Consider the following 16,399-nt stretch of genomic DNA (forward strand, 5'->3'; position numbering starts at 1 on the left):
GAGAGCGCGGCGCGCTCGACTCCGGCGCGCTGTACAACCTGCTCCCGGGCGGTCGACCGGTGGCCGACCGCGCCGCCCGCGCCGAGGTGGCCGCCCTGTGGGGCGTCCCGGACCTGCCCGGCGACTACGGCCTGGACACCGCGGCGATCCTGACCGCGGCCCGTGAACAGCGCCTGGGCGCCGTCGTGATCGGCGGCGTCGACGTCGACGACCTGCCCGATCCCGCCGGCGCGCTGGCCGCGCTGGACGCGGCCCGCTTCGTGGTCAGCCTCGAACTGCGCCACAGCGCGGTGACCGAACGCGCCGACGTGGTCTTCCCCGTCGCCGCACCCGCCGAGAAGCCCGGCACCTTCGTCGACTGGGAAGGCCGCGAACGCCCGTTCGCCACCGTCCTGAAGAAGGACCAGCTCACCGGCGACCTCGCGGCCGTGCTGACCGACCTGCGGGTGCTCGACGCGATCGCCGAGGCGATGTCGGGCGAGCGCGAAGCCAACGCGATCCACCTGCCGTCGCTGACCGCGGCCCGCCGCGAGATCCGCCGGCTGGGCCGGTGGACCGGCGAGCGCGGCCCGGCCCCCGAGGGTCGAGCCCGCGAACTCCCGCGCCCCGGCCCCGGCGAGGCCGTCCTCGCCACCTGGCGCCTCCTGCTCGACGAGGGGCGCGCGCAGGACGGCGAACCCCACCTGGCCGGCACCCGGCGCGCGCCGGTGGTGCGGCTGTGTGCCTCCACGGCCGCCGAGATCGGCGCCCGCGACGGTGGCGGCGTCACCGTGACCTCCCCGCACGGGGAGATCACGCTGCCGCTGAGCATCACCGACATGACCGAGCGCGTGGTGTTCCTGCCCGCGAACTCGCCCGGCTCCTCGGTGCATCGCGCGCTGCGGGTCGGGGCCGGCGAGGTCGTCAAGATCCGACCCGCCGACTTCGCGCAGGCGGACGGCCCGCCCAACGGGACCGGCCGCAACGGCCGGACCGCCCACGTCTTCGAGGAGGAGCGGTGACGGACAGCGGCATCGAGCTCGCCGCGGCCGGGTTCGGCACCGACGTCTGGTGGCTGATCCTGGTCAAGGCGGTACTCATCTTCGCGTTCTGCGTCGTCATGACGCTGTTCGCGATCTGGTGGGAACGCAAGGTGGTGGCCTGGATGCAGATGCGCATCGGCCCCAAGTACACCGGCCCGCAGGGCCTGCTCCAGTCCCTCGCGGACGGCGTGAAGCTCGCGCTCAAGGAGGACATCACCGTCAAGGGCGCCGACAAGGCCGTCTACATCATCGCGCCGATCGTGGCGATGGTCCCGGCGTTCATGGCGTTCGCGGTGATCCCCTTCGGGCCCGAGGTGTCGATGTTCGGACACCGCACCCACCTCCAGCTGACCGATCTGCCGGTCGCGGTCCTCTACATCCTCGCGGTCGCCTCCGTGGGCATCTACGGCATCGTGCTCGCGGGCTGGTCCTCCGGCTCGACGTATCCGCTGCTCGGCGGCCTGCGCAGCTCGGCCCAGATGATCTCCTACGAGATCGCGATGGGCCTGTCGTTCGCGGCGGTCTTCCTGTACTCGGGCTCGATGTCCACGTCGGAGATCGTCGCCGCGCAGCAGGACACGTGGTACGCGATCCTGCTGCCCGTCTCGTTCATCATCTACGTGGTCGCGATGATCGGGGAGACCAACCGCGCCCCCTTCGACCTCCCCGAGGCCGAAGGCGAACTGGTCGGCGGCTTCCACACCGAATACTCGTCGCTGAAGTTCGCGCTGTTCTTCCTCGCCGAGTACGTGAACATGGTGGTCGTCAGCTCGCTGGCCACCACGCTCTTCCTCGGCGGCTACCTCGCGCCGTGGCCGATCACCGCGGTGTGGGAGGGCGCCAACTCCGGCTGGTGGCCCTTCCTTTGGTACTTCCTCAAGGTGCAGGCCTTCATCTTCGTCTTCATCTGGCTGCGCGGAACGCTTCCCCGGTTCCGCTACGACCAGTTCATGAAGATCGGGTGGAAGGTACTGATCCCGCTCTCGCTCGTGTGGCTGATGCTGGTGGCCACCGTGCGCGCGCTCAAGAACGAGGGCTACGAGCAGTCCCGGATCATCATGTGGGTTGCGGGCGGTGTGATCGTCCTGCTCCTGCTGTCGATCCTGTGGGACGCGGTGATGCCCGCCAAGGACGACGACCGGGCGAAGGTCCCCGATCCGCCGTTCGACCCGATGGCGGGCGGGTTCCCCGTACCGCCCCTGCCGGGACAGCAACTCGCGCCCGTACCCCGCCGTAACGTGCGCAGGCCCGAGCCGGTCGGTGCGCCGGCCGCGGGGGACGCCCCGGACGACCGCACTGAAGGAGAGGCATAGACCCGTGCCCAAGTTCCTCGGACCGGTCGCGGGGTTCGGTGTCACCTTCGCGACGATGTTCAAGAAGGCCAACACCGAGTACTACCCGTACGAAAAGAAGGTCACCGCACCGCGTTTCCACGGCCGGCACCAGCTCAACCGATACGCCGACGGCCTGGAGAAGTGCATCGGCTGCGAACTGTGCGCGTGGGCGTGTCCCGCCGACGCGATCTTCGTGGAGGGTGCCGACAACACCGACGAGGAACGCTTCTCGCCCGGTGAGCGGTACGGCCGCAACTACCAGATCAACTATCTGCGCTGCATCTTCTGTGGCCTGTGCATCGAGGCGTGCCCGACCCGGGCGCTCACCATGACCAACGAGTTCGAGTTGGCCGACACCAGCCGGGCGAGCCTGATCTTCACCAAGGAGCAGCTCCTCGCCCCGCTGTACGAGGGCATGGTGGCCCCGCCGCACGCGATGTATCCGGACACCACGGACACCGACTACTACCTGGGCAACGTCAAAGAGGCCGCGCCCGGCACGAAGACCCAGGGCGAGCCCGGGGATTCGGTAGTGACGGCGGCGCAGGGGACGGAGGCCGGCCGATGAGTGGCGGTATCGAGTTCGCGGCCGAGGTCACCAAGACCTCCACCGGCGAGGCGTTCCAGTTCTACGTGCTCGGCGCGGTCGCGCTGATCGGCGCCGTGGCCACCGTCTTCTTCAAGAAGGCGGTGCACAGCGCGCTTGCGCTGGTGACCACGATGATGTGCCTGGCGATCTTCTACCTCGCCCAGGGCGCGGTGTTCCTGGGCATCGTGCAGATCGTCGTCTACACCGGCGCGATCATGATGCTCTTCCTGTTCGTGCTGATGCTGGTCGGTGTCTCCTCGGTCGACTCGCTCAAGGAGCAGTTGCGCGGTCAGCGGATCGCGGCGGCGGCCCTGGGCCTGGGCTTCGGCATCCTGTTGGTGGCGGGCATCGCCAACGCGTCGATCACGCACTTCACCGCCCTCGCGACCAAGACCCCGGGCACGCCCCCGGTGGCCCCGGCCGAGACCGACGACGTCGCCCTCAAGGCGGCCGCCGCGGGCAACGTGCAGGGCTTGGCGCACCAGATCTTCACCAAGTACATCTGGGCGTTCGAGATGACCAGCGCGCTGCTGATCACCGCGGCGGTCGGCGCGATGGTGCTCGCGCACCGCGAGCGGCTCGAACCGCGCAAGACCCAGCGCGAGTTGGCCCAGGCGCGGGTGCGCGACAACAAGCAGCTCGCGCCGCTGCCCACGCCCGGGGTGTACGCCCGGCACAACGCCGTGGACGTACCCGCGTTGCTGCCCGACGGCAGCATCTCCGAACTGTCGGTCAACGGCACGCTGCGCGCACGCGGTCAGATCCGCGACGTCAGCGCGGAAGTCGTGCACAGCGTCGCGGCGTTGGAGTCGGCCGGGGTCGACGACGACGACGAGGCGTGGCCGGTGGAAGGCGACGCGCCGGCCGCGGCGCCCGTTCCCACCGCCCGTCAGGAGCGCGGCAACACCGACGACGCGTCAGGCGACGGTTGTGGCAACGAGGTTGCCGCCGGCGCAGGCTCCAAGGAGGGGCGCCCGTGAACCCGGTGAACTACCTGTACCTGTCCGCACTGCTGTTCACGATCGGCGCGTGCGGGGTCCTGCTCCGGCGCAACGCGATCGTCGTGTTCATGTGCGTCGAACTGATGCTGAACGCCTGCAACCTGGCGTTCGTGACGTTCGGCCGGATGCACGACAACCTCGACGGCCAGATCATCGCGTTCTTCACGATGGTCGTCGCCGCGTGCGAGGTCGTGGTCGGACTGTCCATCATCATCGCCATCTTCCGCAGCCGCCGTACGGCCTCGGTCGACGACGCCAGCCTCATGAAGTGGTAGGTCGGAACCGGTGATTCAAACGTCCTCCCTGGCCTCCGGCGTCGTCCTCGCGAACGAGGGCGGCGGCGGCCTGCACTCGGTCGCCGCCGACGGCGCGTTCTCGGCGCTGTGGCTGGTCATCGGCCTGCCGTTGATCGGCGCGGCGCTGCTGCTCGTCGGCGGCAAGCGCACCAATGCCTTCGGCCACCTCCTCGCCACCGCGACGGCCCTCGGGTCGTTCGTGGTCGGCGTGCTCATGTTCGTGACCATGCTCGACAAGGACGGCGCGGGCCGCTCGGTCGACCAGCACCTGTGGACCTGGGCGCCGGTCAACGAGTTCCAGGCCGACATCGGTCTGCACCTGGACCAGTTGTCCGTGGTGTTCGTGCTGCTGATCACCGGTGTGGGCTCGCTGATCCACATCTACTCGATCGGCTACATGGAGCACGACGAGAACCGTCGGCGCTTCTTCGCCTACCTGAACCTGTTCGTCGCCTCGATGCTGTTGCTGGTGCTGGCGAACAACTTCCTGCTGCTGTACGTCGGTTGGGAGGGTGTGGGTCTTGCCTCCTACCTTTTGATCGGTTTCTGGCAGCACAAGCCCAGCGCCGCGACCGCCGCCAAGAAGGCGTTCATCATGAACCGCGTCGGCGACTTCGGTCTGGCCGTCGCGATCTTCCTGATGTTCACCACGTTCGGCACGTTCGACTTCGACGCCGTGCTCGGCGGCAGCGCGGCCGCGAGCGACGGCACGATGACCGCGATCGGCCTGATGTTGCTGTTGGCCGCGTGCGGCAAGTCGGCGCAGTTCCCGCTGCAGGCGTGGCTGGGCGACGCGATGGAGGGCCCGACCCCGGTCTCGGCCCTGATCCACGCGGCGACCATGGTCACCGCCGGCGTGTACCTGATCACCCGGTCGGCGGAGATCTTCAACGCCTCCCCCGACGCGCAGCTCGCGGTCACCATCGTGGGCGCGATCACCGTGCTGTTCGGGGCGATCGTCGGGTGTGCCAAGGACGACATCAAGAAGGCCCTCGCGGCCTCGACGATGAGCCAGATCGGCTACATGATCCTGGCCGCGGGCCTGGGTCCGATCGGCTACGCGTTCGCGATCATGCACCTGGTCACGCACGGCTTCTTCAAGGCCGGTCTGTTCCTGGGCGCCGGTTCGGTGATGCACGGCATGAACGACGAGGTCGACATGCGCCGCTACGGCGGCCTGCGAAAGTACCTGCCGATCACGTTCGTCACCTTCGGCCTGGGTTACCTCGCGATCATCGGCTTCCCGCTCCTGTCCGGGTTCTTCACCAAGGACAAGATCATCGAGGCCGCGTTCGCCAAGGGCGGCACGTCCGGTTGGATCCTGGGCACGGTGACGCTGATCGCCGCCGCCCTCACCGCGTACTACATGACGCGCGTGATGCTGATGACGTTCTTCGGCAAGGAACGCTGGAAGGAAGCCCCGGTCGGCGCGGCGGCCGACTGGCAGGAGCCGCACCCGCACGAGTCGCCGATCACGATGACCGGTCCGATGATCCTGCTGGCCTTCGGCTCGGTGTTCGCGGGCGGCCTGTTCGTGCTCAACGACTCGTTCGTGAAGTGGCTCACCCCGATCACCGGCTTCTCGCACGGCGACCTGCCGATGAGCGAGTGGGCGGTCACGGGCGCGGCGGTGGCGATGGTCGCGCTGGGCACGGCGGTGGCGTACGTGCAGTACGCGCGCCGCGACGTGCCCGCCGTGGCCCCGGCCGCGAGCGTGGTCACCGTGGCCGCGCGCAAGGACCTGTACCAGGACGCGATCAACGAGGGCCTGGTCATGCGACCCGGCCAGTACCTGACCCGCCTGCTCGTGTGGTTCGACAACCGGGGCATCGACGGATTCGTGGGCGGGCTCGCGGCGTTCTTCGGTGGCACCTCGGCGCGGGTGCGCAAGGTGCAGACCGGGTTCGTCCGCTCGTACGCGCTGTCCATGTTCGGCGGCACGGCCTTGGTCGTGGCCGCGACGCTGATGGCTCGGATGGCGTGACGATGACGATGCCGACACGACCCCAGATCGCCCATCCCGTAGGCGCATCGGCGGAGGGACTTCGATGAACGGCCACTTTCCCTGGCTGACGACGCTCGCGGCGCTGCCGTTCGTCGGCGGCCTGTGCGTCGCCGCCGTGCCGGCGGGCAAGCGCAAACTCGCCAAGAACGTGGCGTTGCTGTTCTCGCTGCTCACACTCGCTCTCGCGATCGTGGTGGCGACCAAGTTCGACAACGACGGCGGCCGCTTCCAGATCACCGAGAGCTACAGCTGGATCTCGTCCTTCGGGGTGCACTGGTCGCTCGGCGTGGACGGGATCGGCCTCGTGCTGATCCTGCTCACCGCGGTGCTCATGCCGCTGCTGATCCTCGCGTCGTGGAACGACGCGGACGGGGTCCCGGTCGACGGTGACGGCCCGGCGAACGGCGGCAGGCCCGCGCCGCGCAGCACGCACGCGTTCTTCGCGCTCATGCTGATGGTCGAGGCCATGGTCGTGGTGTCCTTCGCGGCCACCGACGTGTTCATGTTCTACGTCTTCTTCGAAGCCATGTTGATCCCGATGTACTTCCTCATCGGCGGCTTCGGCGGCCCGCAACGCTCCTACGCGGCCGTGAAGTTCCTGCTGTACAACCTCCTCGGCGGCCTGGTCATGCTGGCCGCGGTGGTGGGCCTGTACGTGGTGACGGCCAACCAGGGCATCGGCAGCGGCGGGCACGGCACCTTCGACCTCGCCAGGATCTCGGCGGCGGTCGCCAACGGCGAACTGGACATCAACCCCGGCGCCGAGAAGGCGATGTTCCTGGGCTTCATGTTCGCGTTCGCGGTCAAGGCCCCGCTGTGGCCCTTCCACACCTGGCTGCCGGACACCATGACCGAGGCCACCCCGGGGGTCGCGGTGCTGGTGACCGCGATGGTCGACAAGGTCGGCACGTTCGCGATGCTGCGGTTCTGCCTGGAGATCTTCCCGGACGCGTCCAGGTTCTTCGCGCCCGTGGTGATCACCCTGGCGGTGATCGGCATCATCTACGGCGCGCTGCTCGCGGTGGGCCAGACCGACATCAAGCGGCTGATCGCCTACACGTCGATCTCGCACTTCGGCTTCATCATCCTGGGCATCTTCGTGATGACCAGTCAGGGCCAGTCGGGCGCGACGCTGTACATGGTCAACCACGGCTTCTCCACCGCGGCCCTGCTGCTGATCGCGGGGTTCATGATCTCGCGCCGGGGCAGCAACATGATCGCCGACTTCGGCGGCGTGCAAAAGGTCGCCCCGATTCTCGCGGGTACGTTCCTGGTGGCCGGACTGGCAACCCTGTCGATGCCGGGACTTGCCCCGTTCGTCAGCGAATTCCTGGTGTTGGTCGGGGCGTTCGCGAAGTACAAGGTGGCCGCGATCTTCGCGACCACCGGCATCGTGCTCGCCGCGCTGTACGTCCTGGTGCTCTACCAACGCACCATGACCGGCCCGCTCCGCCCGGGCAACGAGAAGCTGCGCGACCTGGTGCCCCGCGAACTCGCGGTGGTGGTACCGCTGATCGCGTTCCTGCTCGTGCTCGGGGTCTACCCCAAGCCCGTCCTCGACGCGGTGAACCCGGCCGTGGACCACACGCTCAGCCGGGTCGAACAAAAGGATCCGGCGCCCAAGCGGCCGATCGTCGAGCAGGCGGCGGGCACCTCCGAGGCGCACACCACTGATGGAGGCTCCAAGTGAGCATGAGCGCCGCCGCAGCGGCAACGGTGTCGAAGGTGGACGCGCCCACCATCGAGTACGGCAAGCTGTCGCCGATCCTGATCGTCGCGGGCGTGGCCGTCGTCGGCGTGCTGATCGAGGCGTTCGCGCCCCGGCCGGCGCGCTACCGCGCGCAGCTCACGGTGGCTCTGGTCGGCATGATCGGCGCGTTCGGCGCGGTCGTGTGGCTCGCCCGCGACCTGCCCGACGACCACCGCGGCAGCCTCACCGCGATGGGCGCGGTGGCCGTGGACGGCCCGTCCCTGTTCCTGCAGGGCACGCTGTTGCTGATCGGCATCGCGTCCATCCTGCTGATCGCCGAACGCAAGCTGGAGCCCGCCGGCGGCGACGCGTTCGCCCCGCAGGCCGCGGCGGCGCCGGGCAGCAGGCAGGAGGTCGAGGCCACCCGCGCGGGGTGGACCCAGACCGAGGTCTACCCGCTGACCATGTTCTCGCTGACGGGCATGCTGCTCTTCCCGGCGGCCAACGACCTGTTGATGATGTTCGTGGCGCTCGAAGTGCTCTCGCTGCCGCTGTACCTGCTGTGCGGGCTCGCCCGGCGCAACCGGCTGGTGTCGCAGGAGGCCGCGCTCAAGTACTTCCTGCTCGGCGCGTTCTCGTCGGCGTTCTTCCTGTTCGGCGTGGCCATGCTCTACGGCTACTCGGGCAGCATCTCGCTGGCCAAGATCGCGGTCGCCTCCGGTGGTGCGATGGACAACGACGCGCTGCTGCTGATCGGGCTCGCGATGGTCTCGGTCGGTCTGCTGTTCAAGGTCGGCGCGGTGCCGTTCCACTCGTGGACGCCCGACGTGTACCAGGGCGCGCCCACCCCGATCACCGGGTTCATGGCCGCCGCGACCAAGGTCGCCGCGTTCGGCGCGATGATGCGCTTCTTCTACGTCGCGCTGCCGGGCATGCGCTGGGACTGGCGCCCGGTGATGATCGGCGTCGCGATCCTGACCATGGTCGCCGGCGCGGTCATCGCGATCACCCAGACCGACGTCAAGCGCCTGTTGGCGTACTCGTCGATCGCTCACGCGGGTTTCATCCTGACCGGAATGATCGCGATGAACGACGCGGGCGTGTCGTCCTCGATGTTCTATCTTGTCGCCTATGGGTTCGTCACTCTGGGTGCCTTCGCGGTGGTCACTCTGGTACGCGACGCCCGCGGCGAGGCGACGCATCTGTCCCACTGGGCCGGTCTCGGCAGGCGCTCCCCGCTGGTCGCAGGAGTGTTCGCACTGTTCCTGCTCGCGTTCGCCGGTATCCCGCTGACCAGCGGGTTCGCAGGCAAGTTCGCGGTCTTCCAGGCAGCCGCGCAAGGGGGCGCCGGGAGCCTCGTGGTGGTCGGTGTGCTGTGCAGCGCGATCGCCGCGTTCTTCTACGTGCGGGTCATCGTGTTGATGTTCTTCTCGGAGCCCAAGGCCGACGGACCGACCGTTGTCGTACCGAGCGTGATGACCACCGCTGCCATCGCGCTCGGGGTTGCCGTTACCGTGGTCCTTGGCATCCTCCCGCAGCCGGTTCTCGACCTCGCGGACAAGGCCGCCTTGTTCGTCCATTAGGCAGGACGCAGAGACTCTGCGTGATCGACAGGAGAGCACCGTCATGGCGATCGTGGGGCCCTTCGGGCTGAGCGTCACGGACGAGACTCTCGACGCCGACATCAGAGCGGGGATGGCCGCCGTGGAGCAGGAGCTCCTGGCGGCCACCAAGAGCGAGTTCGCCTATCTGACGCAGACCTCGCGACACCTCGTCGAGGCGGGCGGCAAGCGGTTCCGGCCTCTGCTGGTTCTGCTCGCCGCCCAATTCGGCGACTGGCAGTCCCCGGGCGTGGTCCCGGCGGCGGTGGTGTGCGAACTGACCCACCTCGCGACTCTGTACCACGACGACGTGATGGACGAGGCGCTGTTGCGGCGGGGCGCGCCGAGCGCGAACTCGCGGTGGGACAACTCGGTCGCGATCCTGACCGGCGACTTCCTGTTCGCCCGGGCCTCGGAGATCGTCGCCGACCTGGGCGCCGACGCGGTCCGGATCCAGGCGCGGGCGTTCGCCCGGCTGGTCACCGGCCAGATCCGCGAGACGGTCGGCCCCGGCACGGGCGACGACCCGGTCGAGCACTACCTGTCGGTGATCGCGGACAAGACCGGGTCGCTGATCGCGGCCTCGGGGCAGTTCGGCGCGATGTTCGCGGGCGCCGACGAGCACGTGGTCGACATCCTGACCCGCTACGGCGAGCGGTTCGGCGTCGCGTTCCAACTCGCGGACGACGTGCTGGACATCACGAGCGACTCCACGGAGTCCGGCAAGACCCCCGGCACGGATCTGCGCGAAGGCGTCCCCACGCTGCCGGTGTTGCACCTGCGCGCGGGGGTCGCGGGCAAGTCGGCGGCCGAGGACCGGCACCTGTTGAACCTGCTCGACGGCCCGATCGTGGACGACGACCGGCATGCGGAGGCGCTCGATCTGCTGCGGGCGCACCCGGCGTTGGTGCGGGCCCGCGAAGACACTCGGCGTTATGCCGAAGAGGCTCGGGAGGTTTTGGCGCCGCTGCCTGATTGCAGTGCCAAGCGGGCGTTGTCGTCGTTGTGTGAGCTTGTCGTGGAGCGCAGCGCGTAGGGCCTGGTGGCCTGCCGGGTTGCGCATGGCCCTGGCGGGCCGCGCGGTTGGCCTCAGGCGCCGGCCGGGCTGTTTGGTTTGGTCGGGTTTTGTGGTTGTGGGGCCCTTGGTGGGCCGTTGTCCTCAAACGCCGGACGGGCTGTTTGGCTTGTCGGGTTTTGTGGTTGTGGGGTCCTTGGCGGGACGTTGTTCTCGAACGCCGGACGGGCTGTTTGGCTTGTCGGGTTTTGTGGTTGTGGGGTCCTTGGCGGGGACGTTGGCCTCGAACGTCGGACGGGCTGATGTGTCGGTCGGCCTTTGGGCGAGGGGCGGCCAGTGCTCCCGGGGGAGTACGGGCCGCGTACGCCGCCATCTTCGCACCGTAGTGGCGAGTCACCATCAAGTGCCGCTCCGTGGGCGGGTTTGCGCCTTGAGGTTGACGGATCGATGTGACGTGCGGCCGACGCGTCGAGGGTGTTGCCGATGGTCCTCTTGAGGGGTCGTACCGGGACCACTCGCTCAGGGGGCACACGCAATGACTCGTACAACCCGCCGGCACGTGCCGTGGCGGTTCGCGGCTCCGATCGCCGTCGCCGCTGCGGCGGTCGGGGCCGTGACCTTCGGTCCGGCCGCGTTCGCCGACGACTCGCATCCGGCACTACCCGACCTGACTGCCGAACAACTCGTCGCCAAGGTGACCGCCGCGCAGGCCGACGCGATATCCGGCACCGTGCGGATCGACACCGACCTCGGCCTGCCGGCCATGCCGGGTCGGGGCGGCGGTCCGCAGGCGCTCGTCTCCGGCACCCACAAGCTCCAGGTGGCCGTGGACGGCGCCGACCGTCAGCGGATCGGCATCATCTCCGACCTCGCCGAGTACAACGTCATCCACAACGGCCGCGACGTGTGGACGTACGACAGTCGCGGCCACGTCGCCACCCACGGCACGGTCGACGCGACCGGGCCCGACCTCGCGACGCTCGTCCCGACCACGCCGCAGGCCGCGGCCCGACAACTGCTCGACCTCGTCGGCCCGACCACCGAGGTGCGGGTCGACGGCACGGCCGAGGTGGCCGGGCGGGACGTGTATCGGCTGACCTTCGCGCCCAAGGCCCAGGGCAGCCTGGTCGCCGGCGCGACGGTGAGCGTGGACGCCGAGACCGGGGTACCGCTGCGGGTCACGGTGGACACCGTCAAGGGCGGCAAGGCCGCGATCGACGTCGGCTTCGAGGACGTGTCCTACGGCAAGCCGGCCGCCGGCACGTTCGACTTCAAGCCGCCGGCCGGGGCCAAGGTCGAGGAGGCGCCGACGCACGAAGCGGCGCCGGGCGCTCCGGCGACTGCCGAGGCGCCGGGGGCTCCCGCGCTGCCGGGTGCGGCCGACGGCAAGGCTCCCGCGCTCCTCGGCGACGGGTGGGCCACCGTCGTCGAACTCCCGGGTGGGGGCGCCGGTCAGGGCAAGGACGTCACCGGCATGCTCGGCAAACTGGGCAAGCCGGTTCCGGGCGGCACCCTGATCAACACCCGCCTGATCAGCGTCCTCACCACCGACTCGGGCCACGTCTTCGCCGGCGCGGTCGACGGGGACACCCTCCGGCGCGTCGCCGAGCAGCGGATCGCGGCCCGGCGATGAGCGCGTCCACGGTGGTCGGAACCGACGCCATCCGTACCGAGGGGCTGTCCAAGCGCTACGGCCGGGACCGGCTCGCCGTGGACGGACTGGACCTGACCGTGCCCGCCGGCTCCGTCTTCGGGTTCCTCGGGCCCAACGGATCCGGCAAGACCACGACCATCCGGATGCTGCTCGGCCTGATCCGGCCGACCAGCGGATCGGTCACCCTGCTCGACGGCGCCATGCCCGGCGCCGTCGGGCAGGTCCTGCCCCGGGTCGGCGCACTGATCGAAGGCCCGGCCCACTACGGCTTCCTGACGGGTCGCCAGAACCTGGACCGGCTCGACGCCGCCGACCCCACGTCCGACCCGCGTACCCGCACCGCGCGGGTGGACGACGCGCTGGCCAAGGTCGGCCTGACTGCGGTGTCCGGGCGCAAGGCCCGGGCGTACTCGCTCGGCATGAAGCAACGCCTGGGCATCGCCTCCGCCCTGCTGCGCCCGCGCGACCTGCTCGTCCTGGACGAGCCCACCAACGGCCTGGACCCGCAGGGCATGCGCGAGATCCGCGCGCTGATCCGCACCCTGGCCGCCGACGGCACCACCGTGTTCCTGTCCTCGCACCTGCTCGACGAGATCGAACAGGTCTGCACCGACGTGGCCGTGATGAGCCACGGCAGGCTGATCACCCAGGGCACGGTCGAGTCGCTGCGCGCCGGCACCAGGCCGCGCCTGATCGTCACCACGCCCGACGGCGCCGAGGCCGCCGCGCTGTTGGCCCGGCTCGGTGCGACCGACATCGCGCGTACCCCCGACGGCGTCGAGGCCGACCCGGCGCCGCTGGAGCCGGAGGAGATCTGCGCGGCGCTGGTCCGCGCCGACGTCCGGATCCGCTCGTTCACGCTCGCGAGACCGTCCCTGGAGGACGCGTTCGTCGCCCTGACCGGAGAAGGCTTCGATGTCACCGACTGACGCACTGCCCAAGAACGGGGTCCTGTCACCCGCGTTCCGCTACGCGAACACCGGCGCCGAGACCCTCCCGGCCGAGCGGCTGCCTCGGCTGCGCGGGCTGATGCGCAGCGAACTGCGCCTGGTGTTCCTGCGCCCGCGCACCGCCGCGATGCTGGGCTTCCTGGCCCTGGTGCCGGTCCTGCTCGGCGTCGCGCTGCGCTACTTCCACGACGGCAGCGATTCCGGCGGCAACGACGGTGGCGGCGGGGCCTTGGACTTCGTCAACCAGGTCACCGGCAACGGCCTGTTCCTGGTCTTCGCGTCGCTCGCCGCGGCGCTGCCGTTCTTCCTGCCGATGACGGTCGGCGTCGTCGCCGGCGACTCGATCGCGGGCGAGGCCAACAGCGGGACGCTGCGCTATCTGCTGGTCGCCCCGGCCGGGCGAACCCGCCTGCTGCTGGTCAAGTTCGGGGGCATCCTCGCGTTTTGCCTCGCGGCGACGCTCACGGTCGCGCTGACGGCCCTGGTGGTGGGCGCCGTGCTGTTCCCGATGGGCGACGTGCCGCTGCTGACCGGCGACACCATCTCGATGACCGAGGCCTCGTGGCGCGCCGTCCTGATCGCGCTGTGCGTCGCGGCCTCGCTGGTCGGCCTGGCCGCGATCGGCCTGTTCGTGTCGACGCTCACCACGATTCCGGTGGCGGCGATGGCCACGACCGTGGGCGTGGTCATCGTGACCGCGATCCTGACGAGCATTCCCCAGCTCTCCGCGCTCCACCCGTGGCTGTTCACCGACGGCTGGCTGAGCTTCGGCGACCTCCTGCGCAACCCCGTCCCCACCGACGACATCCTGCGCAACCTGGGCCTCCAGGCCGCCTACACCGCCGTCTTCGGCACCGCGGCCTGGTCCCGCATCCACGAACGCGACATCACGACGTGAGAAGCGGATCGACGCCCGAGGCCGGGGTCGTGGGTGTCCGTGCGCGGGGACGCCGGTCGGGCGACCGGCTTGTCGACCCGGTTCCGCCGGCCTCGGCGCCGAGATCAAGGGCGCGAAGGCCGAAAAGCCGCGGTATCGGTGGTGGCGCCTCGGAGTGCGCATCGCCATCCTGGAGGTGGCACGGGCGGGCGCTCGGCCGTGGATCGCGCGAGGGGGATGCGATGTCGCAAGGGCCCGAGCCGGCGGAGCCGCGGGTGACGAGGTCGCTCATCGACCGCATAGGGCGCGAGCGAGTCGAAGAGTTGACGGCCGAAGCCGTTCGCGAGGCGGTCGCCGAGTTGCACGCGGTGGGGTTGCCGGCTGTCGGGGGCGAGAACGGGCGCGTGTACAAGGAGTACGCGGACGGGACCAGGGTCTACCTCGACGAAGAGGAGCCGGGCGCCCGGGAGTTCAGGTTGTACGCCGACGGTACGAAGGTCTGCCCGGACGAGGCGGAGAACGGCTGACGCTCTCGACGCCGACGGGTCGACGGGCCAGCTGCTCGGACCCGAGGACGCCCGAGGACGCCCGAGGCCACCGCGTCGAGGTGCACGCGGTGGCCTCGCCGTTCGGGTGGTGGGGGTCCTAGAGGGCGCCCGACGCGGAGATCTCGATCTTCGCGCTGGTCTTGCCGCTGCGCGAGCCCTTGGCCTCGATCGCGCGGACCACGGCCATGCTGTCCTCGTCGGCGACCTCGCCGAACACGACGTGCTTGCCGTCGAGCCAGTCGGTCACGACGGTCGTGATGAAGAACTGCGAGCCGTTGGTGTTGGCGCCCGCGTTGGCCATCGACAGCTGGCCCGGCTTGGTGTGCTTGAGCGTGAAGTTCTCGTCGGCGAACTTCTCGCCGTAGATGCTCTTGCCGCCGGTGCCGTCGCCGCGGGTGAAGTCGCCGCCCTGGAGCATGAACTGCGGGATGACGCGGTGGAAGCTCGACCCGGCGAAGCCGAAGCCCTTCTCGCCGGTGGCGAGGGCGCGGAAGTTCTCCGCGGTCTTGGGCACTACGTCATCGAACAGGTTGAAGTTGATCCGCCCGGCGGGCGCGCCGTCGATGGTGATGTCGAAGTAGACCTTGGTTGTCATGACCACCATCCTGACACTCCCGCCCACCCGCAGTGGACGCCGCCACCTGCACGGCGTGCCGAAGGCGGGTGATTCCGGCGAACCGGGCCCGTCTCGACCGGACTTCGGACGCCGGGCGAACCGGTCACCACGCCTCGTGACGCTCGAAGTCTGTCGCGCAAACCAGTTTACGAAGAGCCGATTTCGCCGTAGGGTTTGCAGCACAAACCAGTCTGGGGAGTGAAGCGATGGACCTGCGGCACCTGGAGTCGGCGGGAACGAACTATCCCTACACACACGTGCAGGGCCTCTACGGCATCCCCTTCGGCCTCGTGCTGACCCTGGTCGGGCTGACCAACCTGGACGATCCGCCCGTGGGCCCCTGGGCGCTCGGCGCGGCATTGCTGGTGCCCCTTGCCGTGTTGGCCGGCGTCTCGCTGCACTACGCGCACCGCTTCGGCCGGGTCACGCCCACCCGGAGCCGGCAGACGCGCTACCTTGCCGCCACGGCGGCGGGCTTCGTACTCTTCGTCGGGGTGGACCAACTGGCCAGGTCGGTGCTGGGTCGACCTCCCGAGCAGGCGGTCAGTACGACGTTGGCCGCGTGGTCGCTGGGCATGCTGGTCTTCTACGCGACATCCGCGGGGCTGAGGGCCCATCACATCGCGGTCTGGGGCTCGGCGTTCGTGGCCGGTATCCTGCCGATCTGGGGCCTGGGCGTCGACAGGGACGCGGTGGCCTACTTCCCGATCGGTGCGGCGACACTCGTTTCGGGACTCCTCGACCACCGCCTCCTCGTCCGCACCTTCCGGTCCTACCAGGACTTGAACCTCGAGGACGGCAATGGCGGAGAGTAACGACGACCTGGCGCTCGACCGGCTGATCCACGAGCCGGCCCGGCTCGCGATCATGACGGTGATGTCGTCCGTCAAGACCGCCGACTTCGTCTTCCTGCAACGCACGACCGGCCTGACCAAGGGCAACCTGTCCAGCCATCTGAGCAAGCTGGAGGAGGCCGGTCTCGTGCGGATCGAAAAGCGGTTCGTCCTCAAGAAACCCAACACCAACGTCGAACTGACCCCCGACGGCAGAGACCGGATCGCCAGGCACTGGGACCAACTGGACCGCCTGAAAAACCTCGCCCACACCCCACCGGAGCAATAGCCCCGCACGCAGGGCGCCGCCCCCGAAGTCGCACCGGCCGCACCCGCGTCGCCCGCACCCGACGGCTCACGGCGCGGCC

At 69.5% G+C, this 16,399-nt stretch carries 16 protein-coding genes; 15 read left to right on the plus strand and 1 reads right to left on the minus strand.

Features of this window, described 5'->3' with window-relative positions:
- The 13 genes from GT354_RS43890 to GT354_RS43950 form a co-directional block, all read left to right on the plus strand.
- Positions 1 to 1,001 (plus strand): molybdopterin dinucleotide binding domain-containing protein (locus tag GT354_RS43890; protein WP_272924008.1); only part of this gene is annotated, 1,001 nt, incomplete at its 5' end.
- Positions 998 to 2,335 carry an NADH-quinone oxidoreductase subunit NuoH gene (gene nuoH / locus GT354_RS43895; RefSeq protein ID WP_161362716.1) on the plus strand — a complete coding sequence of 446 codons (1,338 nt, stop codon included), beginning with the start codon at positions 998 to 1,000 and terminating at the stop codon, positions 2,333 to 2,335. The genes GT354_RS43890 and nuoH, both read left to right, overlap by 4 nt.
- A 4-nt stretch (positions 2,336 to 2,339) precedes the next feature.
- The gene (gene nuoI, locus GT354_RS43900; protein ID WP_346012448.1) at positions 2,340 to 2,924 is read left to right on the plus strand and encodes an NADH-quinone oxidoreductase subunit NuoI; all 585 of its coding nucleotides are present in this window, start codon (positions 2,340 to 2,342) and stop codon (positions 2,922 to 2,924) included.
- Positions 2,921 to 3,925, plus strand: a complete 1,005-nt coding sequence (locus GT354_RS43905; protein WP_161362717.1) for an NADH-quinone oxidoreductase subunit J — start codon at positions 2,921 to 2,923, stop codon at positions 3,923 to 3,925. The genes nuoI and GT354_RS43905 overlap by 4 nt, the downstream gene beginning before the upstream one ends.
- Positions 3,922 to 4,221 (plus strand): NADH-quinone oxidoreductase subunit NuoK, encoded by a 300-nt coding sequence (nuoK, locus tag GT354_RS43910; protein WP_161362720.1) that lies wholly within the window; start codon positions 3,922 to 3,924, stop codon positions 4,219 to 4,221. The genes GT354_RS43905 and nuoK overlap by 4 nt, the downstream gene beginning before the upstream one ends.
- Before the next feature lie 70 nt (positions 4,222 to 4,291).
- On the plus strand, positions 4,292 to 6,226 hold the full coding sequence (gene nuoL, locus GT354_RS43915) for an NADH-quinone oxidoreductase subunit L (protein WP_161362746.1): 1,935 nt from the start codon (positions 4,292 to 4,294) through the stop codon (positions 6,224 to 6,226).
- Positions 6,227 to 6,290: 64 nt separating this feature from the next.
- Positions 6,291 to 7,937, plus strand: a complete 1,647-nt coding sequence (locus GT354_RS43920; protein ID WP_161362722.1) for an NADH-quinone oxidoreductase subunit M — start codon at positions 6,291 to 6,293, stop codon at positions 7,935 to 7,937.
- Between the two features lie 2 nt (positions 7,938 to 7,939).
- Positions 7,940 to 9,520, plus strand: coding sequence for an NADH-quinone oxidoreductase subunit NuoN (gene nuoN, locus GT354_RS43925; protein ID WP_161362724.1), 1,581 nt, complete (start codon positions 7,940 to 7,942; stop codon positions 9,518 to 9,520).
- A 43-nt stretch (positions 9,521 to 9,563) separates the two neighbouring features.
- Positions 9,564 to 10,574, plus strand: a complete 1,011-nt coding sequence (locus GT354_RS43930) for a polyprenyl synthetase family protein (protein ID WP_161362727.1) — start codon at positions 9,564 to 9,566, stop codon at positions 10,572 to 10,574.
- Positions 10,575 to 11,088: 514 nt separating this feature from the next.
- Entirely contained in the window at positions 11,089 to 12,186 is a 1,098-nt protein-coding gene (locus tag GT354_RS43935; RefSeq protein WP_161362729.1) for a DUF2092 domain-containing protein, read from the plus strand.
- Positions 12,183 to 13,136, plus strand: coding sequence for an ABC transporter ATP-binding protein (locus tag GT354_RS43940; protein ID WP_161362731.1), 954 nt, complete (start codon positions 12,183 to 12,185; stop codon positions 13,134 to 13,136). Before GT354_RS43935 ends, GT354_RS43940 begins: the two co-directional genes overlap by 4 nt.
- A complete protein-coding gene (locus GT354_RS43945) occupies positions 13,123 to 14,055 on the plus strand; it encodes an ABC transporter permease subunit (RefSeq protein ID WP_161362734.1) in 933 nt (310 codons plus the stop codon). Before GT354_RS43940 ends, GT354_RS43945 begins: the two co-directional genes overlap by 14 nt.
- 254 nt (positions 14,056 to 14,309) lie before the next feature.
- Positions 14,310 to 14,561, plus strand: a complete 252-nt coding sequence (locus GT354_RS43950) for a hypothetical protein (RefSeq protein ID WP_161362736.1) — start codon at positions 14,310 to 14,312, stop codon at positions 14,559 to 14,561.
- 118 nt (positions 14,562 to 14,679) lie between these two features.
- Here the strand turns inward: GT354_RS43950 and GT354_RS43955 are convergent, their stop codons facing one another.
- Positions 14,680 to 15,177: a peptidylprolyl isomerase gene (locus tag GT354_RS43955; protein WP_161362738.1), complete on the minus strand. Its 498-nt coding sequence runs from the start codon at positions 15,175 to 15,177 to the stop codon at positions 14,680 to 14,682.
- 227 nt (positions 15,178 to 15,404) lie between these two features.
- Between GT354_RS43955 and GT354_RS43960 the strand changes: the two genes are divergently transcribed.
- Positions 15,405 to 16,013 carry a hypothetical protein gene (locus GT354_RS43960; protein WP_161362739.1) on the plus strand — a complete coding sequence of 203 codons (609 nt, stop codon included), beginning with the start codon at positions 15,405 to 15,407 and terminating at the stop codon, positions 16,011 to 16,013.
- Positions 16,000 to 16,320 (plus strand): transcriptional regulator, encoded by a 321-nt coding sequence (locus GT354_RS43965; RefSeq protein WP_161362742.1) that lies wholly within the window; start codon positions 16,000 to 16,002, stop codon positions 16,318 to 16,320. Before GT354_RS43960 ends, GT354_RS43965 begins: the two co-directional genes overlap by 14 nt.
- Positions 16,321 to 16,399 lie beyond the last annotated feature (79 nt).

It is taken from the genome of Streptomyces sp. SID3343, from assembly GCF_009865215.1.
Taxonomy (GTDB): domain Bacteria; phylum Actinomycetota; class Actinomycetes; order Streptomycetales; family Streptomycetaceae; genus Embleya.

Bases quoted from the DNA above. Each gene is read 5' to 3' on its own strand.
- GT354_RS43945 (WP_161362734.1), top strand. From the start codon at position 13,123: ATGTCACCGACTGACGCACTGCCCAAGAACGGGGTCCTGTCACCCGCG.
- GT354_RS43905 (WP_161362717.1), top strand. From the start codon at position 2,921: ATGAGTGGCGGTATCGAGTTCGCGGCCGAGGTCACCAAGACCTCCACC.
- GT354_RS43920 (WP_161362722.1), top strand. From the start codon at position 6,291: ATGAACGGCCACTTTCCCTGGCTGACGACGCTCGCGGCGCTGCCGTTC.
- GT354_RS43955 (WP_161362738.1), bottom strand. From the start codon at position 15,177: ATGACAACCAAGGTCTACTTCGACATCACCATCGACGGCGCGCCCGCC.
- GT354_RS43940 (WP_161362731.1), top strand. From the start codon at position 12,183: ATGAGCGCGTCCACGGTGGTCGGAACCGACGCCATCCGTACCGAGGGG.
- nuoN (WP_161362724.1), top strand. From the start codon at position 7,940: ATGAGCGCCGCCGCAGCGGCAACGGTGTCGAAGGTGGACGCGCCCACC.
- GT354_RS43965 (WP_161362742.1), top strand. From the start codon at position 16,000: ATGGCGGAGAGTAACGACGACCTGGCGCTCGACCGGCTGATCCACGAG.
- GT354_RS43935 (WP_161362729.1), top strand. From the start codon at position 11,089: ATGACTCGTACAACCCGCCGGCACGTGCCGTGGCGGTTCGCGGCTCCG.
- GT354_RS43930 (WP_161362727.1), top strand. From the start codon at position 9,564: ATGGCGATCGTGGGGCCCTTCGGGCTGAGCGTCACGGACGAGACTCTC.
- GT354_RS43960 (WP_161362739.1), top strand. From the start codon at position 15,405: ATGGACCTGCGGCACCTGGAGTCGGCGGGAACGAACTATCCCTACACA.